General features: G+C 41.1%; 22 protein-coding genes, 2 tRNA genes and 1 pseudogene. 11 read left to right on the top strand and 14 right to left on the bottom strand.

Annotated features, from left to right (window positions below):
* The coding region (locus ACGF7G_RS17195) for a type VI secretion IcmF C-terminal domain-containing protein (protein WP_387467065.1) at positions 1 to 658 on the top strand (658 nt) is incomplete at its 5' end.
* Between the two features lie 111 nt (positions 659 to 769).
* Here ACGF7G_RS17195 and pykF read toward each other — a convergent pair.
* The 4 genes from pykF to ACGF7G_RS17175 form a co-directional block, all read right to left on the bottom strand.
* Positions 770 to 2,179 (bottom strand): pyruvate kinase PykF, encoded by a 1,410-nt coding sequence (gene pykF / locus ACGF7G_RS17190; protein WP_387467064.1) that lies wholly within the window; start codon positions 2,177 to 2,179, stop codon positions 770 to 772.
* A gap of 415 nt (positions 2,180 to 2,594) precedes the next feature.
* Positions 2,595 to 2,671 (bottom strand) — tRNA-Val (locus ACGF7G_RS17185).
* A gap of 32 nt (positions 2,672 to 2,703) precedes the next feature.
* Positions 2,704 to 2,780, bottom strand: a tRNA-Val gene (locus tag ACGF7G_RS17180).
* Between the two features lie 170 nt (positions 2,781 to 2,950).
* On the bottom strand, positions 2,951 to 4,324 hold the full coding sequence (locus tag ACGF7G_RS17175) for an MATE family efflux transporter (RefSeq protein WP_387467063.1): 1,374 nt from the start codon (positions 4,322 to 4,324) through the stop codon (positions 2,951 to 2,953).
* 226 nt (positions 4,325 to 4,550) lie between these two features.
* Here ACGF7G_RS17175 and ACGF7G_RS17170 point away from each other — a divergent pair, with 226 nt between their 5' ends.
* Both ACGF7G_RS17170 and ACGF7G_RS17165 read left to right on the top strand, forming a co-directional pair.
* Complete coding sequence (locus tag ACGF7G_RS17170; protein WP_133812841.1) at positions 4,551 to 5,207, top strand: riboflavin synthase subunit alpha; 657 nt, start codon at positions 4,551 to 4,553, stop codon at positions 5,205 to 5,207.
* A 427-nt stretch (positions 5,208 to 5,634) separates the two neighbouring features.
* Positions 5,635 to 6,612 carry a leucyl aminopeptidase gene (locus tag ACGF7G_RS17165; RefSeq protein ID WP_387467062.1) on the top strand — a complete coding sequence of 326 codons (978 nt, stop codon included), beginning with the start codon at positions 5,635 to 5,637 and terminating at the stop codon, positions 6,610 to 6,612.
* Positions 6,613 to 6,664: 52 nt separating this feature from the next.
* On the opposite strand, the gene cfa is transcribed toward ACGF7G_RS17165, so the two are convergent.
* Positions 6,665 to 7,816, bottom strand: coding sequence for a cyclopropane fatty acyl phospholipid synthase (gene cfa / locus ACGF7G_RS17160; protein ID WP_387467060.1), 1,152 nt, complete (start codon positions 7,814 to 7,816; stop codon positions 6,665 to 6,667).
* 270 nt (positions 7,817 to 8,086) lie between these two features.
* Positions 8,087 to 9,286 (bottom strand): purine nucleoside transporter PunC, encoded by a 1,200-nt coding sequence (punC, locus tag ACGF7G_RS17155; RefSeq protein ID WP_387467058.1) that lies wholly within the window; start codon positions 9,284 to 9,286, stop codon positions 8,087 to 8,089.
* Positions 9,287 to 9,432: 146 nt separating this feature from the next.
* Between punC and punR the strand changes: the two genes are divergently transcribed.
* Positions 9,433 to 10,341, top strand: a complete 909-nt coding sequence (punR, locus tag ACGF7G_RS17150; RefSeq protein ID WP_387467056.1) for a DNA-binding transcriptional activator PunR — start codon at positions 9,433 to 9,435, stop codon at positions 10,339 to 10,341.
* 6 nt (positions 10,342 to 10,347) lie between these two features.
* On the opposite strand, the gene purR is transcribed toward punR, so the two are convergent.
* Both purR and ACGF7G_RS17140 read right to left on the bottom strand, forming a co-directional pair.
* Complete coding sequence (gene purR, locus ACGF7G_RS17145) at positions 10,348 to 11,373, bottom strand: HTH-type transcriptional repressor PurR (protein ID WP_387467055.1); 1,026 nt, start codon at positions 11,371 to 11,373, stop codon at positions 10,348 to 10,350.
* A gap of 494 nt (positions 11,374 to 11,867) precedes the next feature.
* A pseudogene (locus tag ACGF7G_RS17140) lies at positions 11,868 to 11,990 on the bottom strand (hypothetical protein); the annotation flags it as partial.
* A gap of 150 nt (positions 11,991 to 12,140) precedes the next feature.
* On the opposite strand from ACGF7G_RS17140, the gene ACGF7G_RS17135 reads away from it, so the two are divergent.
* Positions 12,141 to 12,488: a Grx4 family monothiol glutaredoxin gene (locus ACGF7G_RS17135; protein WP_387467068.1), complete on the top strand. Its 348-nt coding sequence runs from the start codon at positions 12,141 to 12,143 to the stop codon at positions 12,486 to 12,488.
* 114 nt (positions 12,489 to 12,602) lie between these two features.
* Here the strand turns inward: ACGF7G_RS17135 and rnt are convergent, their stop codons facing one another.
* Positions 12,603 to 13,259 carry a ribonuclease T gene (rnt, locus tag ACGF7G_RS17130; RefSeq protein WP_387467053.1) on the bottom strand — a complete coding sequence of 219 codons (657 nt, stop codon included), beginning with the start codon at positions 13,257 to 13,259 and terminating at the stop codon, positions 12,603 to 12,605.
* A complete protein-coding gene (gene gloA / locus ACGF7G_RS17125) occupies positions 13,259 to 13,672 on the bottom strand; it encodes a lactoylglutathione lyase (RefSeq protein ID WP_387467051.1) in 414 nt (137 codons plus the stop codon). The genes rnt and gloA overlap by 1 nt, the downstream gene beginning before the upstream one ends.
* A gap of 172 nt (positions 13,673 to 13,844) precedes the next feature.
* Between gloA and ACGF7G_RS17120 the strand changes: the two genes are divergently transcribed.
* The gene (locus ACGF7G_RS17120; RefSeq protein ID WP_387467049.1) at positions 13,845 to 14,084 is read left to right on the top strand and encodes a DUF1289 domain-containing protein; all 240 of its coding nucleotides are present in this window, start codon (positions 13,845 to 13,847) and stop codon (positions 14,082 to 14,084) included.
* Positions 14,085 to 14,643: 559 nt separating this feature from the next.
* Positions 14,644 to 15,075, top strand: coding sequence for a transcriptional regulator SlyA (gene slyA, locus ACGF7G_RS17115; protein WP_036849508.1), 432 nt, complete (start codon positions 14,644 to 14,646; stop codon positions 15,073 to 15,075).
* An 87-nt stretch (positions 15,076 to 15,162) separates the two neighbouring features.
* Here the strand turns inward: slyA and ACGF7G_RS17110 are convergent, their stop codons facing one another.
* Entirely contained in the window at positions 15,163 to 15,633 is a 471-nt protein-coding gene (locus ACGF7G_RS17110; RefSeq protein WP_023045584.1) for a glycine zipper 2TM domain-containing protein, read from the bottom strand.
* A gap of 344 nt (positions 15,634 to 15,977) precedes the next feature.
* On the opposite strand from ACGF7G_RS17110, the gene anmK reads away from it, so the two are divergent.
* The 4 genes from anmK to pdxY all read left to right on the top strand — a co-directional run bounded on the left by anmK (position 15,978) and on the right by pdxY (position 20,274).
* Complete coding sequence (gene anmK / locus ACGF7G_RS17105; RefSeq protein WP_387467067.1) at positions 15,978 to 17,090, top strand: anhydro-N-acetylmuramic acid kinase; 1,113 nt, start codon at positions 15,978 to 15,980, stop codon at positions 17,088 to 17,090.
* A 48-nt stretch (positions 17,091 to 17,138) separates the two neighbouring features.
* Positions 17,139 to 17,792 carry a pyridoxamine 5'-phosphate oxidase gene (gene pdxH, locus ACGF7G_RS17100; protein ID WP_387467046.1) on the top strand — a complete coding sequence of 218 codons (654 nt, stop codon included), beginning with the start codon at positions 17,139 to 17,141 and terminating at the stop codon, positions 17,790 to 17,792.
* Between the two features lie 119 nt (positions 17,793 to 17,911).
* A complete protein-coding gene (gene tyrS, locus ACGF7G_RS17095; RefSeq protein ID WP_387467044.1) occupies positions 17,912 to 19,186 on the top strand; it encodes a tyrosine--tRNA ligase in 1,275 nt (424 codons plus the stop codon).
* Positions 19,187 to 19,410: 224 nt separating this feature from the next.
* On the top strand, positions 19,411 to 20,274 hold the full coding sequence (gene pdxY / locus ACGF7G_RS17090; protein WP_387467042.1) for a pyridoxal kinase PdxY: 864 nt from the start codon (positions 19,411 to 19,413) through the stop codon (positions 20,272 to 20,274).
* Positions 20,275 to 20,345: 71 nt separating this feature from the next.
* Here the strand turns inward: pdxY and gstA are convergent, their stop codons facing one another.
* The 3 genes from gstA to fabI all read right to left on the bottom strand — a co-directional run bounded on the left by gstA (position 20,346) and on the right by fabI (position 23,293).
* Positions 20,346 to 20,951, bottom strand: a complete 606-nt coding sequence (gene gstA / locus ACGF7G_RS17085; protein WP_387467040.1) for a glutathione transferase GstA — start codon at positions 20,949 to 20,951, stop codon at positions 20,346 to 20,348.
* 383 nt (positions 20,952 to 21,334) lie between these two features.
* Positions 21,335 to 22,093, bottom strand: coding sequence for a hypothetical protein (locus ACGF7G_RS17080; protein WP_387467038.1), 759 nt, complete (start codon positions 22,091 to 22,093; stop codon positions 21,335 to 21,337).
* A gap of 411 nt (positions 22,094 to 22,504) precedes the next feature.
* Positions 22,505 to 23,293, bottom strand: a complete 789-nt coding sequence (gene fabI / locus ACGF7G_RS17075; protein ID WP_387467036.1) for an enoyl-ACP reductase FabI — start codon at positions 23,291 to 23,293, stop codon at positions 22,505 to 22,507.
* Positions 23,294 to 23,409 lie beyond the last annotated feature (116 nt).

Raw genomic sequence — 23,409 nt, 5'->3', positions numbered from 1 at the left:
GATGTTGGGGCAGTTTATCCGTCCGGACACCGGGCGCATTGAGCAGTTTTTGACGCGTCAGTTAGGCGGGGTGTTGCACAAAGCGGGCAACCGCTGGGTGCCGGACCGGGTGAACGGTCAGGGATTGCGTTTTAATCCGCGTTTCCTGAAAGCGGTGGATCAGCTCAGTCAGTTATCGGATGTGCTGTTTGCGGACGGCAGTCAGGGGCTGCGGTTTGAACTGCGTGCGCGAGCGGCGCGGGATGTGGTGGAAACCAACCTGACGATAGACGGTCAGAAACTGCGTTACTTCAACCAGATGGAAAGCTGGCAGCGTTTTCGCTGGCCGGGAGAGACCTATAAACCGGGGGTGATGTTGACCTGGACCAGTGTCAATGCGGGCGCGAGGCTGTTTGGTGATTATTCGGGAAGCTGGGGGTTGATCCGCTGGTTGGAACAGGCGAAAGCAGAAAAGCTGGATGAAAGCCGTTACCGGCTGACGTTTACTATGCCGGACGGTTTACCGATAACCTGGATATTACGCACGGAAATGGGCCGCGGGCCGCTGGCGTTGCTGAAACTGCGGGGATTTACGCTGCCGAAAGAGATTTTTATGGTAACGCCGGATGATGACACGCCTATGCCAGCGACTGATGATGGTGATTGGGAGGATGAGTAATGTTGCCTTGGTGGTTTGGTGTTACATCAGATTAGCAGGGAAAATCAACTATCTAATGTCCTGAAACACCGCCGTTTTTGCGGTGTTTCAGAAATAAAGCTACATATTAAATTAAAGGACGTGAACAGACGATGTGTTAGTTGTGCCGCTTGGCACCAGAGCACCAGATACCATAACCACGATTTCGCCTTTCTTCGCCAGCCCACTGGCCAGTGCTGCTTCTTTACCGATGCGATAGAAATCGTCGGTAGATGCGATTTCTTTAACGATTTGAGTAGCAACACCTTTAACTAATAGCAATTGGCGTGCGGTCAATTCATTGGTGGTTAATGCCAGAATAGGTGCACCAGGGAAGTACTTACGGATAGATTTAGCAGACTTACCGCCATAGGTTGCGACTACAATTAGGGGGGCTTCCAGCTTTTCGGCTGTCTCAACGGCACCACGGCATACCGCTTCAGTTACGCGCAGTCTACGGCAATTGACTGCTTCAATGCGGCTTGGCATGACACGATCTGTGCGCTCACAAATCGTTGCCATGATAGTCACGGCTTCTACCGGATATTTGCCTTTTGCACTTTCACCGGAAAGCATAACTGCATCAGTACCATCCAAAATGGCGTTAGCTACGTCACCGGCTTCAGCGCGGGTAGGGCGTGGGTTTTTGATCATGGAATCGAGCATTTGGGTTGCAGTGATAACAACTTTGCGAGCCATGTTACATTTTTGGATCATCATCTTCTGGGCGAAGATAACTTCTTCTACCGGGATTTCAACACCGAGGTCACCGCGGGCAACCATGATCCCGTCAGAAGCTTCCAGGATCTCATCAAAGTTGTTCAGACCTTCCTGATTTTCAATCTTAGAGATAATTTGAATATTTTCACCACCGTGCGCTTGCAAATGTTTGCGGATTTCCAGAACGTCAGAGCGTTTACGGATGAAAGAAGCGGCGATGAAATCAACACCTTGTTGGCAACCAAAGACCAAATCTTGTTTATCTTTTTCTGCCAGTGCTGGCAGGCTGATAGATATACCTGGCAGGTTAACACCTTTATTTTCACCTAAATCACCGTTGTTCAAAACCTGACAAATGACTTCTGACTGAGTGACTTCTTTAACTCTCATACCGATCAAGCCGTCATCAACGAGAACGGTGTTACCTGGAGCTAAATCCGCAGGGAAACCATTGTAAGTTACAGCAACGCGGTCTTTATTACCGATAACGGTTGTGTCGGTGGTAAAAGTGAAAGTCTGACCAGCAGTCAGGGAAACATCATTGCCACCTTCCAGCTTCATGGTTCGAATTTCAGGGCCTTTCGTATCCAGCAGAATAGCTGCCTGTTTACCTGTCTTAGTCATAACTGAACGGATATTTTGAATACGCTGGCCGTGCTCTTCATAGTCTCCGTGCGAAAAGTTGAGGCGCATAACATTCATGCCTGCATCCAACAGTTCGGTCAGTTTTTCTTCGGATTCTGTTTTTGGTCCGATAGTACAAACAATTTTGGTTTTTTTCATGACAACTTATCTACAGGTTTTAATGGATAAAATAGTGAACCACCAACTTTATGGTTTGCGCAGATACCATAGGGTGCTGAATGTTGCGCAACATCATTAAGGACAGGTGACGGGGAAGACATGCAGTGTTTTTTGTGTGAAATCAGGCATATGTAATTATATGAGTTTATGCATACTACCAATCTGTCATTTTTCAGCATTCAGCAAATTAATGGGCTGAAACCATTCAACTATAAATTGGGTCGTATTATAGAGATTTATTTCTGTGAAATGAATCAAAAAATGATTATATGAATTAATTATAACGTTAGGACGAAGAAATAATGCAAATAACAGCAGGGATGATAACTTACTGCTCAATTTTTTATGGAAAATCAACTGATTATTTCAGAACGGAAGAATGATTTCAGAGATTTGGTGCGTCCGAGTGGACTCGAACCACCGACCCCCACCATGTCAAGGTGGTGCTCTAACCAACTGAGCTACGGACGCACTAAAAAGAGAGCGCTATCAATCAAGCAATTTGGTGCGTCCGAGTGGACTCGAACCACCGACCCCCACCATGTCAAGGTGGTGCTCTAACCAACTGAGCTACGGACGCAATCTAAATTGCATTGGTGACAACGGGGACGAATATTAGCGGCGAGTGAGCCTTCTGGCAAGGGGAATAATACAAATTGTTGTTCAACTGTTCGTATTTGCATCGGCTACAGTGAATTTGTCGTTTATTTTACCAGTTAAATATTCGTCCCCGGTTTTAGGGAAGGCAAATCAGTGGTTTGAGCGCCGCAGAACGACCTCGTCTGATTGTTTTTGTGTCCATAAAATACGGGAGGATATCATCACTGCTGATGCGGTCAGGCCAATAATAAAGCCAATCCAAAATCCTTGTGGCCCCATAGCGGGTACAACATGATCGGTTAATCCCAGAATGTAACCACTTGGCAGCCCGAGAATCCAGTAGGCGATGAACGTGATATAGAAGATAGAGCGCGTATCTTTATAGCCACGTAAGACACCGGAGCCCACCACCTGTATGGCATCAGACAGTTGGTAAAAAGCGGCAAACAGCATCAGATTTGATGCCATGATGATAACTTCAGGGTTATCGTTATACATCAAGGCAATCGGTTCGCGCAGAATGATAGTAAAAGCCGCGGTTAAGCAGGAAAACATTAAACCGACGGCAATACCGGTATATGCTGATATCCGGGCATTTTCGATAGATTTTTGCCCCAGATTGTAGCCAATGCGGATTGTGGTTGCTACAGCTAAGGATATTGGAAACATAAACATCAATGAACTGAAATTCAGTGCTATCTGGTGCCCAGCAACTGCGGTAATGCCCAAAGGGGTGATCAATAATGCCACTATTGCAAATAGCGTAATTTCAAAAAATACCGCCATAGCAATAGGCAAGCCGAGGGCTGAAATACGTTTCAAGGTATGCCATTCTGGTGCCACCAAACGATGTTTAGGGCGGATATCCTTTTGTGATGACGAATGTTTCACATACCAGCGCAGTGACAGGAACATGGCCCAGTAAACACTGGCGGTAGCGACACCACAACCAATACCACCCAGAGCGGGAGCACCGAATTTACCGTAAATGAGTACGTAGTTAATCGGAATGTTAATTAATAATCCTAAAAAACCAATGATCATTCCCGGTTTGGTTTTCGATAAACCTTCACATTGATTACGGAGTACCTGATAAAACAGATAGCCCGGTGCACCCCACATTATTGCGTGGATAAATCCAACCGCTTTTTCTGCCAAAAGCGGGTCTATATTGTGTTGCCTGTCAATAAGAAATTTGCTGTGGTATAAAATAACAATAATGATGATTGAGAGGAAAGTCGCTAACCAGAACCCTTGCTGAGTTTGATTGGCAATCAGGTTTCTGCGCCCAGAACCGTTCATTTGCGCAATAATGGGTGTCAACGCTAATAGTAAGCCGTAACCAAATAAAATCACTGGCAGCCAGATAGAGGTACCAACAGCCACCGCGGACATTTCTGTTGCACTGACGCTACCCGCCATAACGGTATCCACAACCCCCATTGCAGTTTGTGAGAATTGGGCAATAATGACGGGGATCCCCAAAGCGAGCAGACTACGCGCTTCTTTTAAATACTTCTGCACGTATTACACCTTTTTTAAAAGTAAAAGAATATTAAGAAAAACTCCTGCATATAAGAAACGATTTTTGAAAAATCAACCGTTTACTAACTGGGGTATTGTATCTGTTTAATTCTATATTAGCCAACAATAATGCTGAATTTATATTCAAACGCTCAGGTGGTATTTATAAGTGACAACTTGATATAAACTCACTAATAATTTTATATGGTCATCAAGAGGTTCTTTTATGTTCACGGGTATCGTTCAGGGAAAAGCGCCATTAGTTGCTATTGATGAGAAAAATAATTTTCGGACTCATGTCGTTAAATTCCCGGCTGAATTATTGCGAGGTATTGAAACAGGCGCATCGGTTGCTAATAACGGTTGTTGTCTGACGGTAACCAAAATAGAAGGCGATGAGGTCAGTTTCGATTTAATGAAAGAGACGCTGCGCTTGACCAATCTTGGTGATTTACAGGTAGGGGATGATGTGAACCTGGAGCGGGCCGCTAAATTTGGTGATGAAATTGGTGGACATTTGATGTCCGGTCATATCATCACTGTTGCCGAGATCGCTAAAATTTTCACTTCAGAAAATAATCATCAAATCTGGTTCAGGATCCACGATAAGCAATTGATGAAATATATCCTGCATAAAGGATTTATCGGCATCGATGGGATTAGCCTGACGATTGGTGATGTCGTGAATAATCGTTTTTGTGTCCACCTTATCCCTGAAACACTGGAGCGTACAACATTAGGTAAAAAACGTCTTGGTCATAAAGTGAACATTGAGATTGACTCACAGACTCAGGCGCTTGTCGATACAGTGGAACGCGTTCTTGCTCAGAAAGAACGGGAACGCGTTATCTCTCAGCAACCAGCCACTGTTATTGGCGAATAATCAATAAATTAACAAGCGACAGGAAGACTTGGCTTGTCGCTTCCGAACAAAATGAGCCTGTATTCCAACAAGGCTCGTTGAGCCTATTAGTGATCCTTTTGTGATTTGCATCTCAGTATTCTGTGTATTATGTTACTTAATATAGTTTGTGTTGTTATTATTGTGTTAATGCGCTTTGTCGTAAAGTGCAGGTTAACCTTACAATTATATTCTTAGAGACGACTTTAATGGAAAACGCGATTGAATTAGATGAATGGCTTGAAGAACCTACACATGATGATGCTGTTGAAATGATGAATGCACAAGCTATTGTACCTTTCGGTACAGCACTTTGGCCTTAATGGTTCCTATAATAGAGCCTTTAGCGGTTCTCTATAATTGAAGTAAGGGGGCTTCCCCTTACTTAAAAATAAATAGGATTGCCCTCATGGATAAAAGTTTTGAAAATATGTATCGCTGTTTATCATATCACCCTGCAATTTCGGATAAAGTAAAAAAGGGTGAATGTATAAAGATATTGATTGGATCTGATACTGAGCATAGCGAAATTGCACAAAAGATGCATGGGTATAAAAAGAATTTTAATGTAAAATCTGATTTCGTTTCTTTAGAAGAAACATCAGTAGACGATATAAAACAAAAAATATCCGATTGTGATTTATTTATCTTTCTTTATGCATCATCAACATTAAAGAATGCATCTCCACAAGGGCCAGAATATTTAATCAAAATAAGAAAATTTATTACTGAATCGTGGAAGAAATCAGTACTGTTTAAAGATTATGGCCCTCATTTTATTGAGGCATTCAGTGAACCACAAACATCAATAACAGAAAGGAACAAAAAGCTGATTGAACTATCAAGTCAATCACAGAAGATTCAATATACAGATAATCAAGGAAACTCAATTATAGGTTATTTGGAGAAAGACCATAAGTGGACGTCCATTGATGGTAATGGAAATCTTGATGTTATTCCTGGGGAAATTGCGAGCCATATAAAGAATCTTAACGGTAGTGTTAGTTTTAGTGGCACTTTTTTGAGTACTGCGCCATTTGCCATAAAATATGGGGTTGTCAATGATATGATGACGATAAATATAAAAGAGGGTGAAATCATTGGGTTTGATTGTGACAATGCAGAATTTAATAGAGACTTTAATTTATATCTAAACCATAATCACGGAAATCGAGTTGTTGAAGAGTTTGGTATTGGCACCAACACGGGAGTGAAAGCGCTTTACGGCAGAAATGCGGGTTTTGAAGAACGCCATCCTGGTTTACATCTTGGCTTAGGAGGTGGTGTAAAGGGAAGCCATCATTTAGATTTGATATTTTCTGGTGGAAAAATAGCATTTGATCAAACGACCTTTTTTGATAATGGCTATGTTGGTTATTTTCGTTAGTGAAAAATACATCTATAAGCCACAGTGGGTTCCCACTGTAGCTTTGGATTAATCACCGGGCTACCCGTAACCCGCCTTCAATACCTTTTGGGCTGAACATGATTTGCCATAATTGAATATCGCGCGCACGAAATGCACCTGCACAGGCGTTCAGGTAATAGCTAAACATACGTTTAAATGTTGGACTATAGCTATTTTGTATCTCCGGCCAACAGGCAATAAATCTTTCATGCCAGGCCATCAGTGTGCGATCATAATCTGCACCAAAATTATGCCAATCTTCCATAACAAAACGTTTTTTGCTGGTGTGTGCTATTTGCTCAATAGAAGGTACGCAGCCATTGGGAAAAATATATTTGCTGATCCACGGGTCAGCGCTGACTTTACTTTTGTTGGAGCCAATGGTGTGCAGCAGGAATAAACCATCAGGTTTTAGGTTTCTTTGAACAACGTTGAAGTAAGTTGAATAATTCTTCGGGCCGACGTGTTCAAACATACCAACAGAAACAATCCTATCAAATTGCTTATGTAAATCCCGATAATCTTTCAGAATAATGTTTACGTCCAGATTTTCACATTGTTGCTGTGCATATTTCTGTTGTTCAGCTGAAACGGTTACACCGGTTATGGAAACACCATAGTTTTTCGCAGCATAAAGTGATAACCCTCCCCAACCACACCCAATATCCAACAAGGTCATACCGGGAGAGAGTTCTAATTTCTCGCAGACGAGCTTCAATTTATCAAGTTGAGCCTGTTCCAATGTTTCAGCTTGTTTCCAGTATCCGCAGGAATATTGCATATGAGGGTCAAGCATACGGGTAAAAAGATCATTGCCTAAATCATAATGTTTATGACCGACAATCCATGACCGTTTTGGTGTTTGTAAATTACGTAAGCGGGTTATTGCGATTTTCAGTGTATCTTTGAAACTACTGGGAATTTTATTTTCTAATCCAGCACGTAAAACGCGATAAAAGAAAATATCTAACCGTTCACAATCCCACCAGCCATCCATATAACTTTCACCTAATCCCATTGAACCCTGTTGTAAAACTCGTTTATAGAAATCAGGGTTTTTTACTTGGATATCATAGGGATTGTGACCATTAATTTGAACCCCTGCTTCTTGTAGCATTTCATTGGCAATTCGCTGCCAGGAATTAGTGACGGTTTTTTGGTTTTCAATGTGCGATGAACTCATATACTCTCCAATGTTAGGGCGATGGAATATTGAGGATCTCGTTTTAGCTAACAAAGCAGAGTGCAAAATGCAAAAGCGAGAAATCCTAAAAATCACTAATCCATAAGTTTAATATGGGAATTATTGCTCCTAAAAACCTCAAATTCAGGTTATTTAGAATAAGGAACTTATACGAGTATAAAAGCGGAAAATTGTTTCATCAATTAATAAATAAAGACTGTCATGAATTGATAATTAACAGTCTTTATTGAAGTAACGATTTGATTAATATCAGGAATGTTTTTCAACAGCTTGAATACAGCGATCAGCTTTTTTTTTCCACTGTATAAAATATCCTAGTGCCATCAGAATAACGGTAGAAGCCATGACAGTAGTTGTCGATATAAGCGGATTGTTAATAAATGCTGAAACAATCAGGCTGGCAATAAAACAGAGCCCTAATTGGAGGGTGTTTTGCAATGCAGCTGCTTTTCCACTGTCTTGTGGATAAGTGGATAAAGCATTAGCGACTGCAATGGGATATGAAGCACCATTCATCGCGGCCATAAAGCAGAAAGGGACCAGAATCGTCAACATGGTCGGCTCGCTGAATTTTGCGATTAAATATAGCACAATCATGCTGACAGCATAGCCAACCAACAGATAAGGGAAAACAATTTGACTTCTTATTTTGGTCAAAATACTGCGGCATCCATAACCACCGGCCATAAAGGCTAATGTTTGTGGTACATAACTCAAACCGATATCGTTTGGGCTATAGCCCATATTAGCGAGAATAAAAGGTGAACCTGTTAGCCAGGCGAAAAAACCAGCGCTACATGATGCAAATATCAGGACGTTGCCACTAAACATCGGCGATTTTAGTATCGTAAGGAAAGATACATGGCTTTTCTGCGTTTCAGTCTCACTGTTTTTTTTGCGGTTTTCTTGCAGGAACAGAGTAGGCAGCAGCAGTAATAACGTAATTGCCAGTAATACCAGGAAAATGATACGCCAGCCGCCATGTTGTAACAGCCAGGCACCCATCAAAGGCGCCAGGGCAGGGGAAAGTGCGACCAGGGGCATGAGTGTGGCAAAAACGCGTTTAGTCTGGTTGGCGTCATAACGATCAATAACTAATGCTTGCCATGAAACCGCAGCTGAACAAACACCTATGGCTTGGATAAAACGCAAAACTAAAAGTTGTGTGGCATCTGTTATCCAAAGCATACCCAGACAGCTAACAGAAAACATTGATAACCCAGCGATGATAATAGGCTTTCTGCCAAAGCGATCTGAAAGAGGTCCCCACAAAAGTTGAGCAAAGGCAAAACCTGCAAGAAAGATACTTAGACTGGCACTAATTGCTCCCGCCGATGTGCCCAATTCTTGTTGCATAGAACCGAATGCTGGCAGATACATATCAATAGCCAGATAACCCAGCATACTCAAGCCTGCAAGGTAGAACATGAACTGACTTGAGTTTTTCATTTGATTACTCTCTTTGGATGTCATGATTGAAACAACTTGCTGTGTAGGTAGATAAGAAAATTTGTGTATATTCTATATGTCGTGATTTTTACTTGTGAAACGGTAATATTTGGATAATGCTGTGAAAAAAACTGAAAGGTAAAATTATGTGGTCAGAATATTCACTTGAAGTTGTGGATGCAGTTGTCAGAACGGGAAGTTTTAGTGCCGCTGCATCGGAACTTCACCGTGTCCCCTCGGCAATCAGTTATACCGTAAGACAACTGGAGGAGTGGCTTGCCGTCCCGTTGTTTGAACGTCGTCATCGGGATGTGGAATTGACAGAGTCAGGCACTATTTTTATCAAAGAGGCCCGCATTGTTATCAAAAAAATGAATGACACTCGTCATCAGTGCCAGCAGGTTGCAAATGGCTGGAGAGGACAATTCAGCATTGCTATTGACCGGGTTGTTAAACCAGAACGCAGTCGTCAACTTATTCTTGATTTTTATCACCATTTTCCTGATATAGAGCTGTTTATTCATCAGGAAGTCTTTAATGGTGTATGGGACGCGCTGGTGGATGGTCGGGTTGATGTTGCAATTGGTGCTACCCGTGTCGCTCCGGTAGGGGAAAGGTTCAATTTTCGGGATATGGGATTTATGTCTTGGCTGTGTGTCGTCAGCACCGGTCATGCTCTGACTCAACTGACCGGTCTACTGACTGATGATCAAATGCGACCTTATTCAAGTTTGTGTCTTGAAGATACATCCCGCAATTTACCGAAGCGTGACACTTGGACTTTGGATAATCAGCGCAGGCTGGTGGTCCCTGATTGGGAATCTGGTCTGGCTTGTCTGAATGAGGGGTTATGTGTGGGGATGGTGCCTAAGCATAGGGCAATGCCGCTGATCCGGCAGAAGAAACTGGAAGCATTGGCATTAGAGCAGCCTTTGCCTGATAGCCCATGTTGTTTAACATGGGTGCAAAATAGCCATTCTCCGGCATTAAGTTGGCTTCTTGGCTATCTCGGCGATAGTGAAACTCTTAATGCTGAATGGCTTCAGGATGAATAGGGAGGATTAACGGCGATAGTCGATAAATGGGCCATCGGTGACAGAACGCCGTTCAACCAAACGTGGATGTACTTCAATAGTTTGAGCATCTTCACGTTTACTGACTATTCTGTCTAGCAACATAGAAAACGCCATTTGTCCCAGACGTTCTTTTGGCTGATGGATAGTTGTCAATGCCGGAGAGAAATAACGGGCGTTGCGTATATTATCGTAACCGATCACAGAAATATCCTGTGGGATGCGTAATCCTAATTCATCAGCAGCACAAATAGCCCCCATTGCCATAACATCACCACCACAGAAGACCGCCGTCGGACGCTGTTTTTGATTTAGAATTTGATGCATGGCTTTGTAGCCCGATTCTGGTTCAAAATCCCCCTGAACAATCCACTCTTCTCTGATTGGAATGCTGGCTTCTTTTAATGCTTTCAAGAACCCCTGATGACGGCCACCACCGGTGTTTCGTGCCAGGGGACCAGGGATCGCACCAATATCACGATGACCACGCTCAATAAGATAGCGACCAGCCAGATAACCGCCGTGGAATGCGTTATCAATAATAGTATCAATGAAATCACCTCTGGCTTGTCCCCAATCCATGACGACCATGGGAATATTGCGATAATCTTCCAACATTCCTAATAACTGTTCCGGGTATTCTGAACACATCACCAGCAATCCATCCACCCGTTTTTGTGCCAACATGGCCAGATAGGCTTTCTGTTTATCAATGTTATTGTGTGAGTTACACAAAATTAGCGTATAGCCTTTGCTATAACAACTGTTTTCAACGGATTCAATAACTTCAGCAAAATAGGGAGCTTCGCTGGACGTGGCCAGTAATCCGATCGATTTTGTATGGTTAACTTTCAGACTGCGGGCAACGGCACTGGGTGAATAACTCAGCTCTTTGATAGCAGCCCAAACGGCAGCCTTGGTATCTTCGGCGACGAAACGGGTTTTATTAATAACATGGGATACAGTAGTGGTTGAAACGCCAGCGTTCTTAGCCACATCTTTGATCGTTGCCATGAGATGAAAGACTCCTGACCTTTTGGTCTAAATTTAAAACTCTTTGTTAATCGTTTGCCAGTATCTTTATACATTAGGGTATCCGCTGGCAATAAATTAGCGATAAATCCTGAATTTTGTCTGATCTGGCTCAAAAGTGAAAGCAATAATCAATGGTATAAAATGCAGGGTAGTCACTATTTTATGTTTTTTCCTTAATGTAAGGATAATTAACTATGTTAACTGAATGGTATTTGTGGTTATAGACTTCTACTCTGAGGGGGAGCGATGGATACCGATTTGAAGCTTGGCTTATTTACTGCGGTGAGCACGTTGGTGATGATTGCCATTTTTGCCGCTGTTTGCTTGATCTTTGCCTGATGTTTTGAATTGATTAGGTGATGTAAAAATTGGGTTTTTATATTGAAAGGTTAGCGGGCAGACAGCGTCAATGGCTTATCTGCCCTTTTAATGTTAGTTCGGATAGTCATCAGGCAAACTGATGGTGATTAACCCAGGTTATTCAGGTTTACAGCAGAAGTGTTATGGTGTTTGCCATAGCGGTATTCCAGTGTTTCGGCGGAGATATGTGGTTCTAATGCATCTTTAGTGTGGCTATTTTTGCTAGTTATCTTAATAACTTCTACGATAAATAACAGTCAAAAAGAAACCATCCGTTCCAGGATAAAAAAATATCAGGATGCATATTGGTGAAAGAAAATGGTATTCTCGGCCAAGATTGTGACGATGTTGGTTATCAACATACTGTTGGTTTAAAGGAAATAAAAATGACGACTATTGATAAGATTGAGCGCCAAATTAAAGAGAACCCGATTCTGCTGTATATGAAAGGCTCCCCTAAATTACCAAATTGTGGCTTTTCTGCACAGGCTGTTCAGGCTTTATCTGCATGTGGTGAACGTTTTGCTTATGTAGATATTTTGCAAAATCCAGATATTCGTGCAGAATTGCCAAAATATGCTAATTGGCCAACTTTTCCTCAGCTTTGGGTCGAGGGTGAGTTGGTAGGTGGATGCGATATTATCATTGAGATGTATCAGCGTGGTGAGTTACAAACATTAATTAAAGAAGCCGCTGATAAATATCGCTCTCAGGACGAAAACGCGACAGAGTAATTTTTAAATTAGCGACAGGCTATTATGCTATCTCCCCATATGTTGATATATGGGGGTTTTTGTTATTGCTTAAATTTCAATTTGATTGTATTAATCTTATAGTTAGCTATAAGTTTATCCGGTTTTTTCTTCTTCTGTTGTCGCTAAGGGCCAGCCACCAAGTTGTTTCCAGCGATTAACCATTTCACAGAATAATTCAGCGGTACGCTCAGTATCATATAAGGCGCTGTGAGCCTGATTATTATCGAATGGGATCCCGGCTGTGGCGCAGGCTTTTGCTAAAATCGTTTGTCCTAATACCAGGCCACCTAAAGCCGCCGTATCAAAAGTCGCAAAGGGATGAAATGGATTCCGTTTCAGTCTGGCGCGTTCTGCGGCAGCCATAACAAAGCTATGATCAAAGTTAGCATTGTGCGCAACGATAATGGCCCGACTGCAATGACTATTTTTTATCCCTTTACGAACCATTTTAAAAATAGCGTGCAGAGCTTCATACTCGCTTACTGCTCCACGTAGCGGGTTTGATGGATCGATGCCGGTAAACGCCAGGGCTGCTGGTTCAAGATTTGCGCCCTCAAATGGCTCAATATGGAAATGAAGTGATTCGCTGGGTGCCAGCCAACCTTGATCATCCATCTCCAGTGTGATGGCGGCAATTTCAAGTAACGCGTCTGTTTTGGCATTAAAGCCGCCAGTTTCAACATCAATAACGACAGGGTAATAACCTCGAAAACGCCCACTAAGGACGTTTGGCTCTTTTTTGTCAGACATCAGATTGAGTTACCCAGGGCGTTACTGGCATTTTTGTTTTCAATAAGCTCAATTTTGTAACCGTCTGGATCTTCAACGAAAGCAATAATGGTTGTTCCACCTTTTACCGGGCCGGCTTCACGGGTAATGTTACCACCTGCTTTGCGAATAGATTCGCAAGTGGCTGCGACATCATCGACACCTAATGCAATATGACCAAAGGCATCTCCCATTGCATAATGGTCAACTCCCCAGTTATAAGTTAACTCGATTACCGCCCCTTCGCTTTCATCTGTGTAGCCAACGAAGGCGAGTGAGTACTTATATTCTGTATTCTCACTGACGCGCAGTAGGCGCATTCCTAATACTTCAGTATAAAAATCAACGGAGCGTTGCAGATCACCAACGCGGATCATGGTATGGAGTAAGCGCATAATTACCTCTCATTTAATGGTTTTACCAGTATTTTTGTGCGGCAGGTCGCACAAAAACCACTAACTATAACGTGTCTTACGGTTACAGTTCAATTTATCCATAATTATAATTTATTCTCATCTGGGTTTATAATTAAATATAGTATATGAATTGTATAGGGAACGGGATGTGATGGTCGAGCAACTAGAGTTCTTTGCTATTCCTAGTCCTTGTCGAGGAATTTGTCAGACTAATGAGCGGGGTTTTTGTTTGGGATGTTATCGCAGCCGAGAAGAAAGATTTAATTGGATGAAAATGTCAGATGGGCAAAAGCGTGAAGTATTGAGATTGTGCCGGCAAAGATATTTACGTTCAGTGAGAGCACAAAATCAGACAGATGAAGAACTACCTGAGCAGCCATCACTATTTTAATTAGAAAATTTTGAGGTTATTAGAGTTAACAATTCAATGATTTACTTATATAGGGTTATATTTTTGGCGAAGTTATAAATGTTCTACTATAATTTACAGTGTTTTGTTTGTTATTTTTTTATTTATTGCTTAACGGGATGGCTAACGGTTTTTATTTTAAGTGTTTTTATAACTTCATGTTTTAAATGGAATTTTTAGTTTGATTGTGTGATAAATGTAAAATAAAAACAACATTAATGTAAAAATAGATAGCTTAGCATTTAGATGACAGCTATCCTTATAGTACTTGGAATAAAGTATTGAATGATATTTATTGGTTTCTATTTGTTTGTATTCATATTTCTGATAGTTTTTGTGGTAAAAATATTGTATGTTAATTGTTTTGTTCTAAATTGAATTTAAGTTTAGTTGTTCTTGGTTATAGTTACCTGAATTAGTTAGTTACTAAGAGTTTACTGTGATTACACAGAAGTTATATCTATTTTTTTAAGGCTAATTAGCCTGGTTTAGAAAAATTTGGCTGTTATGTTTAGTAGGCTAGTTATTTAAGGAGGGACAATTGGAATCTACATTGGGATCAGATCTGGCACGGTTAGTCCGTATTTGGCGTGCTTTAATTGACTATCGTTTAAAGCCGTTGGAATTAACTCAGACTCATTGGGTAACGTTATACAATATTAGCCGGTTACCCCAGGAGCAATCTCAGATACAGTTGGCGAAAGCTATCGGTATTGAACAACCATCTTTAGTCAGAACATTAGATCAGCTTGAGGAAAAAAGACTTATCACCCGGCATACTTGTGCCAATGATCGTCGTGCCAAAAGAATCAAGCTGACTGAAGACTCTGCATCGGTTATTAGGGAGTTAGATGGTGTTATTGCATCGACAAGAAATGAGATTCTGGATGGTATTTCACGCGAGGAACTTGCTTTTCTTTCCACTTTAGTGCAGAAACTAGAGCAAAATATTATCCAATTACAGAGTAGATAGTAATTACGATATCCATGAAATGCTAACCAGATGAAAGAAGACCGCGACTTACAAAGATCAAGTCACGGTTTTCTTATCTATATTATTTTATTGTCGAGGTGAAACCGTCAGATTATTGCCTTGGCCTGCGATTCTGACACGTTGGCCTTTACTGAAGACTGTTTTGCCTTGTTTTTGAACAACAATGATGCTTTCACCGCTGTCACGACGAATTTCCAGTTCTACACCTTTAGTTGTGTTGAGTGCCCCCTGAATGTTTTGGCCTGCAACACCACCAGCAACTGCACCTGCGGCAGTCGCCAATGTGTTGCCACTGCCACCACCAATAGTATTACCAACCAGGCCACCCAGAACTGCGCCACCGATAGCACCTAATACATTCTCATTGCTGCCTGCTTGAATATTGACAGGGCGAACGGAAACAATCGTACCGTAAGAGACTGTCTGGACTTGTTTAGCTTGTCCGGCAGTATAGGTATCACCAGAAAGGGAATCGGTGTTGACACAGCCTGATAATGATGCGACTGCAACCGCGCTAACTAAAAAATGCTTAAACATAGTAACTCCTGATTTTGATGCCTGACTGCGGAAATCTGATAGCTTATGGGCAACCAGGCTACAACCGGCATTGGCAACAAGTAATAAAAAATTTATTCGGATAGAATAATTGGTACATTAGCAATCTAGTGCTAAACATATATTAAACGTCAATAGAGATTTTTAAAAGAAATAGCTATTAATGAAAAATTCCACATTTTTGTGAAGTTGTTTCCAAAACTTAGGTTTTATTCCTTTGTTTTCCTATTAACCATATACAGCTAAAACCACCGCGCTTTATAGTTATTGGCGTGATTTCTGATTTTATCAAGACAGATTCTAAGCGGGAAGGCAAATTAATGGTTATGAAGTCAGGTCGTTATATTGGTGTTATGTCGGGTACAAGTCTGGATGGGGTTGATGTGGTGCTTGCAGCAATCAGCGATAAAGTTGTTGCTCAACAAGCCAGTTATTCACATCCATTTCCATATGAACTCAAGCAAAAAATTCTTGCAGTTTGTCAGGGGCAACAAACGACATTATCTGCGATAGGCCGGTTAGATTATGAACTGGGTTCTTTATTCGCTGAGGCTGTACAAGGTTTACTCACTAAAACTGGGTTAACGACAAGCGATATCATTGCAGTGGGATGTCATGGGCAGACCGTTTGGCATGAGCCGGACAGTCATACGCCTTTCACTATGCAGCTTGGCGATAATAACCGTATCGCGGCGTTAACCGGGATGACCACTGTTGGTGATTTTCGCCGGCGGGATATGGCATATGGTGGGCAGGGTGCGCCATTAGTTCCGGCTTTTCATTTCGCTGTGTTAGGTCATCCAACAGAACGCAGGATAATTCTCAATATCGGTGGTATTGCTAACATAACGACGCTGTTACCTGGATCGTTAGTTAAAGGGTATGACACAGGCCCGGGTAACATGCTGATGGATAGCTGGGTATGGTGCCATCAGAAAAAACCTTATGATAAAGATGGTCAATGGGCACGAGAAGGTGTCGTTAATAACAGCTTACTCAGACAAATGCTTTCTGATCACTATTTTTCACGGCCCGCCCCTAAAAGTACTGGCCGGGAGTATTTCAATATGAGCTGGCTAGAGGCACAATTGGTTAATTTTAATGATATATCTTCTGTTGATGTTCAGGCCACACTGGCCGAGCTGACAGCGGTATCTGTGTCACAGCAAATCATGTTGAGTGGTGGGTGTGAACGTCTGCTGGTTTGTGGTGGTGGTGCGCGTAATTCGCAAATAATGAATCGACTTTCTGCATTATTGCCGGGGACGGAAGTGTGTCCGACAGATAAATATGGTCTTAGTGGTGATGATATGGAAGCACTGGCATTTGCCTGGTTAGCATTCCGTACGATGTCAGGAGTTTCAGGGAATTTACCTTCTGTTACCGGCGCCAGCACTGAAACTATTTTAGGTGCAATTTATCCTGTTACTAATGAATAACAATGGTAAGCTGTCTGGTATTTAATAAGTCATAAGCAGAGCTACATAATGTCAGAACGTAATGAATTTGATGTTGCAGAGTTACGCCGCGAATATGTTCGTGGCGGGTTAAGACGTAAAGATTTGACCAAAGAACCCATCGAACTTTTTGAACGTTGGCTCAAGCAGGCATGTGAAGCCAAATTGTATGATCCAACGGCAATGTGTATCGCAACGGTTGATGAGAATGGTCAACCATATCAACGTATTGTGTTATTGAAGCATTTTGATGCCAATAGTTTGGTTTTTTATACAAATTTAGGCAGCCGAAAAGCAAAACATTTGACGCAGAATAACAAAATCAGCCTTCATTTCCCTTGGCATCCATTGGAAAGGCAAGTTTCTTTTCTGGGTAAAGCTGAACGTCTCTCTCCTGTTGAAGTGGTGAAATATTTCCATAGTCGCCCCAAAGATAGTCAGATTGCTGCATGGGTGTCGCAACAATCTTCCCGTATTTCCACGCGTAGTGTTTTGGAAGGGAAATTCCTTGAGCTAAAACAGAAATTCCTAAATGGTGAGGTTCCTTTACCCAGCTTTTGGGGGGGATTTAAAGTGACCTTTGATTCTGTTGAGTTTTGGCAAGGTGGTGCAAATCGGCTCCATGACCGGTTTATTTATCAACGGGAAGGCGATAACTGGCATATTGATAGGCTTGCACCATAAATTGTGGATTACTATTTTTAGTACTGGCACTTATAGTATTGGCGCTTTATGCTATGCCGCACTCTTTTTGAATCGCGATTTATACAACAGACGAAATAAACAAACTGATGGAGTCATTAATGTCTAGCAATAACCTGATAAAACAACTGCAAGAGCGGGGCCTCATTGCCCAGGTTACGGATGAAAATGCGTTAGTAGAGAGACTGGCGCAAGGCTCTGTTTCCCTCTATTGTGGTTTCGATCCGACCGCTGACAGCTTGCATTTGGGGCATCTGGTTCCCTTGCTGTGTTTAAAACGATTCCAACTGGCTGGGCATAAGCCTGTGGCGTTGGTTGGTGGGGCTACGGGTTTGATTGGCGATCCGAGTTTCAAAGCGGCTGAACGTAAATTGAATACCGAAGATACCGTTAAAGAGTGGGTAGAAAAAATCCGCCGGCAGGTTTCACCTTTTCTGGATTTTGATTGTGGTGAGAGCAGCGCTAAAACAGCCAATAATTACGATTGGTTTGGCAACATGGATGTTTTGACTTTCCTGCGTGATATTGGCAAGCATTTCTCAGTTAATCAGATGATTAATAAAGAGGCGGTTAAACAGCGTTTGAACCGTGATGATGTGGGTATTTCTTTTACTGAGTTTTCTTATAACTTGCTGCAATCGTATGACTTTGCCCGCCTGAATGAAGTGCATGGTGTTGAGTTGCAGATTGGTGGTTCTGACCAGTGGGGGAATATTACTTCTGGTATTGATTTAACCCGTCGTATCAACCAGAAACAAGTATTTGGTATGACTGTTCCGCTGATTACTAAATCTGATGGTACTAAATTTGGTAAGACAGAAGGTGGGGCCGTTTGGTTGGATCCGAAGAAAACCAGCCCATACAAATTCTATCAATTCTGGATTAACACTGCCGATGCCGATGTCTATCGCTTCTTGAAATTCTTTACCTTTATGAGTCTTGAAGATATTGATGCTTTGGAAGAAGAAGACAGAAACAGTGGCAAAGCGCCTCGTGCCCAGTACGTATTGGCGGAACAAGTCACCGGCATGGTGCATGGTGCAGAAGGGTTGGCAGCCGCTAAACGTATTACCGAAAGTTTGTTCTCCGGTGCGGTCGCTGATTTGACCGAAGAGGATTTCGCTCAACTGGCACAGGATGGTATGCCGGTAATCGAGTTGGAAAAAGGCGTAGATTTGCAACAGGCTCTGGTTAATGCCGGGTTAGTCCCTTCCCGTGGTCAAGCACGAACTATGATTAGTTCCAACGCTGTTGCGGTTAATGGTGAAAAACAGCCTGAGCCTGAGTATGTGTTTACTGACAGTAATCGTCTGTTTGGTCGTTATACATTGTTGCGTCGTGGTAAAAAACACGATTGTTTGATTTGCTGGAAATAACCAATATTGCGTATATACCCAATAGATTTCAAGTTGCCGCGCGGCAGCAAGTGAACGCATCCCCAGGCGCATAGATAACTATGTGACTGGGGTAAGTGAAAGCAGCCAACAAAGCAGCAACTTGCAAGATGAAGGGTATAAATGGGCAACGGTAATGTTGTCCATTTTCTTACTATGACGTTATCTTACAAACAGAAGCCAGAATAAAAATATAGGCCACGATTGTGAAAAATATCCTTTCTATTCAATCTCATGTTGTCTTTGGGCACGCTGGTAACAGCGCTGCGGAATTCCCTATACGACGGATGGGGATAAATGTTTGGCCGTTGAACACCGTCCAGTTTTCAAATCACACCCAATATGCTCAATGGAAAGGGTGTGTTATGCCGGCTGACCATCTCACCGACATCGTTCAGGGCATTGAAGAAATTGAACAGCTTAAATCTTGTAGTGCCGTTCTGAGTGGATATATCGGTTCACCAGAGCAGGGTAATCATATTATCGATATTGTGAAACGGGTAAAGGCAGCGAATCCTGATGCTTGGTATTTCTGTGATCCCGTGATGGGACATCCAGAAAAAGGTTGCATTGTTGCGCCGGGGGTTGCTGAATTTTTGTGTGAAAAAGCGCTTCCTGTGAGTGATATCATTGCCCCAAATTTGCTGGAGCTTGAAACGCTCAGTATGCAGAAAGTGACCAATGTCGAACAGGCGGTTACGGCTGCCCGATCTCTGTGCGAAAGAGGGCCGGACATTGTACTGGTTAAACACCTTAGTCGTGCTGGTTATCGGGCGGATCGTTTTGAAATGCTATTAGTGACTCAAGAGCATAGTTGGCATGTTAGTCGGCTTTTGGTGGATTTTGGCGAACGTCAGCCGGTTGGTGTTGGTGATTTAACCAGCGGTTTGCTATTAGTTAATCTATTAAAAGGAGAGTCTTTACAAGCGGCTCTTGAACATGTCGCTGCTGCGGTTTATGAAGTGATGATAACAACCAAAGATATGGACGAATATGAGTTACAGATTGTCGCTGCTCAAGACAGAATGGTGATACCTGACCATGAATTCCGTGCGACACAATTAGATTAATACGTAATTAGATTAATAATGTATTTAACCGTTCCACTGATATTGTGTGGAACGGTTTGTTTATCTGTAGATCAAATTAACCCCTCAGCTTTCAATGCATCACGAACGTTTGGACGTTCTGCAATTTTTTCCTGATAGGCTTTAAGATGTATCAGGCCGGATAAATCTAACTGAATCAAAGGTGCCCAGTTGCTGACTGTAAATAAATAGGCATCAGCAACAGTAAAGTTATCTCCGGCAATGTAGGGCTGTTTTGCCAATACTTCATCTATATAATTGAATTTTTTAAGTAGATAATTAATAGCAACAGGACGATAATTGTCTGGTGTTCCTGGTAAAAACAGTGGCGAATATCCTTTATGAATTTCACTGGAAATATAACTAAGACATTCAAGCTGGTGATATCGCTCCATTGTCCCTGCGGGTGCAATTAATTTTCTCTCCGGTTTCTGGTCTGCAATATATTGAACAATAACAGATCCTTCGGTAAGGATCTCATTGTTATCTAACAGGAGAGTTGGTACCTGGCCTTTTGGGTTAACGGCGAGAAAGTCGTCGCCGTTCTCCGTTTTTTTCGTTTTTAGATCTACTTTAATAACGCTGAAATCAAGCCCTGCTTCACGGAGGATGATGTGAGGAGATAGGGAACATGCTCCAGGCTGGTAATAAAGTTTCATGTATCGCTCCTTAAAAATTTCCGGTAGTAAATACAATGGGATAAAGGAACTCAGTAAGGCGTTTGTCATAGCCTCAATATATATTACCACGAAATATGGAAATATGTTATGTGAAATTGATAATTAAGCAGATATAAGGTGGTGTGATTGTATCGTGATGCGGTTTTTCTTTATCTCTTTGCTTATATAGTGGGTATTCTGTTTTTCATAATGTTTTCTGATAGATTGATAGTTAATATCGAAATTTAGGGTCAGTTATGGATGCAATTATTTATCCAGAACTGACCAGAATTTTGTGTTATATAGCATATTTACATCTAATTATATTATACGAAATAAATAATAGAGATTGTTGATAATTTCAGAAATTCATTTTGTATTAGTTATAAAATAATTAATATATTATTCTTATTAAATGATTTGTAATCATAAGAAAATAAATTTAATTTGTTGGTTAGGTCACTGAAATAAACCATGCATTGCCTATAGTTTCTTGTAAAAATATCTTTTTTATTTTCTTTATTAAAATGTTCAATTAAATTATTGTAAGTATTGTTAATTGTTTTTATTTGTCCATTAAGCCTATTCACTGAGTTGTTTATAGTTTCCAGGCTAAATGAAACATCTGATATGTTTAAAATAATTTCTTCTATCAATAAATAAATTTTATATATCTGGTTTTTATTTTCTCCGTCGGGAATGATTTTTAATAATTTTTGGATTTTTATATGTGTTTTCCCGGCGAAATTTTTCTTACACTCAAAATTAACTTTAGCTATTTCAAATGGTTGTGTTATTTTTGAAATAAAATCATTTACCTTACTAAAATCTGATTCAATTTCTTTCAATGTATGACTGATTCTGGCAATATAACCATGACCTAAATATCCACAGCCAAGTGATCCTAAATAAGTTGTTGCTTTTTTTATATTTTCAATAATTGAGTCAATATCTTGTTCATCGAATTTATATGCATATTCATAATTTTCCAATGCTGATGGCCAGCCATATAATGATCTACTAAATTCATTCCAAAAAGATCCAATTTCTTGTGATGGATCATAATCTTTCAGACATTCTGGTAGTGTTATATTCGTAATGGATTTAAACATATTGGATATAATTAAAAAGTCATTTTTCATTTTATGCACCTTACTAAAATAATAAACATTATTAAACTCTATAAAAGTATGAAATATAATGTTTGAACTAAAAGGTTAAAATAATAATAAAATATTGTATTGATAATCGATTTTATGAAAGTTAACTTATTGATTATATTAAAGGATAGATTACTGATTAGTGCAAGGAAATGAGATGATATTTTTTATTTTATTAAAATACTTATAAGTTGATATCATTTAACTACTTAATTACAAAGGCTTTAATCTATTTTCAAAAATGTTTTTTTATATTTTAATTTAAAATTAATCTTTATCTATTAGTGATAATTTAACTAAGAAATTGATGTATTATTTCTATCCATAATAAAAGGCCCGAAAAAACTCATTTTCCCGGCCTTTTACGCTAATCATCAAGGATGATTAATCGGATTATCTCAATTCCAGCTCATTCATTGCTGCAATGCTAAAACCACCGTCAACATGCAGGATTTCACCGGTAATACCGCCGGACAGATCCGAGCACAAAAATGCCGCAGCGTTACCGACATCTTCAGTTGTCACAGTACGGCGAATTGGGTTAATGGACTCACAGTGAGCCAGCATTTTACGGAAATCTTTGATGCCGGAAGCGGCTAAAGTGCGGATAGGGCCGGCAGAGATACCATTAACACGAATACCTTCCGCACCCATAGTATTAGCCATATAACGCACGTTAGCTTCCAGAGACGCTTTTGCCAAACCCATCACGTTATAATTAGGGATTGCACGCTCTGCCCCCAAATAGGTGAGGGTCAGCAAAGCGGAATTTGGATTTAGCATTTCACGGCAAGTTTTTGCCATCGCAACAAAGCTATAAGAACTGATGTCGTGTGCGATTTTAAAGCCTTCGCGGGTCACGGCATTCACGTAGTCACCATCTAATTGATCAGCAGGTGCAAAACCAATGGAGTGAACAAAGCCATCAAATTTTGGCCATACTTTGCCCAATTCAGTGAACAGGGTTTCAATACTTTTATCTTCAGCAACATCGCAAGGCAGAACGATAGCTGAGTTTAGGGAAGCCGCAAATTCTTCAACACGAGGTTTCAACTTGTCATTCTGATAAGTGAAAGCCAGTTCGGCACCCTGATCATGCATTGCTTTTGCAACACCATAAGCGATGGAGAGTTTACTGGCGACGCCAGTGATCAGAATGCGCTTGCCGGTCATAAAGCCCATAACAGTATCCTTGTGTAATAAAGCCAATAATGATATTAATGGATTAAAATTGCTAACAGAGACAATATCAATATGGCGTTTTATTGTTAATAAACCCAGTGATTCTATCACGCTGG

The sequence above is a fragment of the Photorhabdus sp. RM323S genome, assembly GCF_042879375.1.
In the GTDB taxonomy this organism is placed as follows: Bacteria; Pseudomonadota; Gammaproteobacteria; order Enterobacterales; family Enterobacteriaceae; genus Photorhabdus; species Photorhabdus tasmaniensis.
The sequence above is the reverse complement of the archived record's forward strand: the minus strand, read 5'-3'. Positions and strand labels throughout refer to the sequence as shown.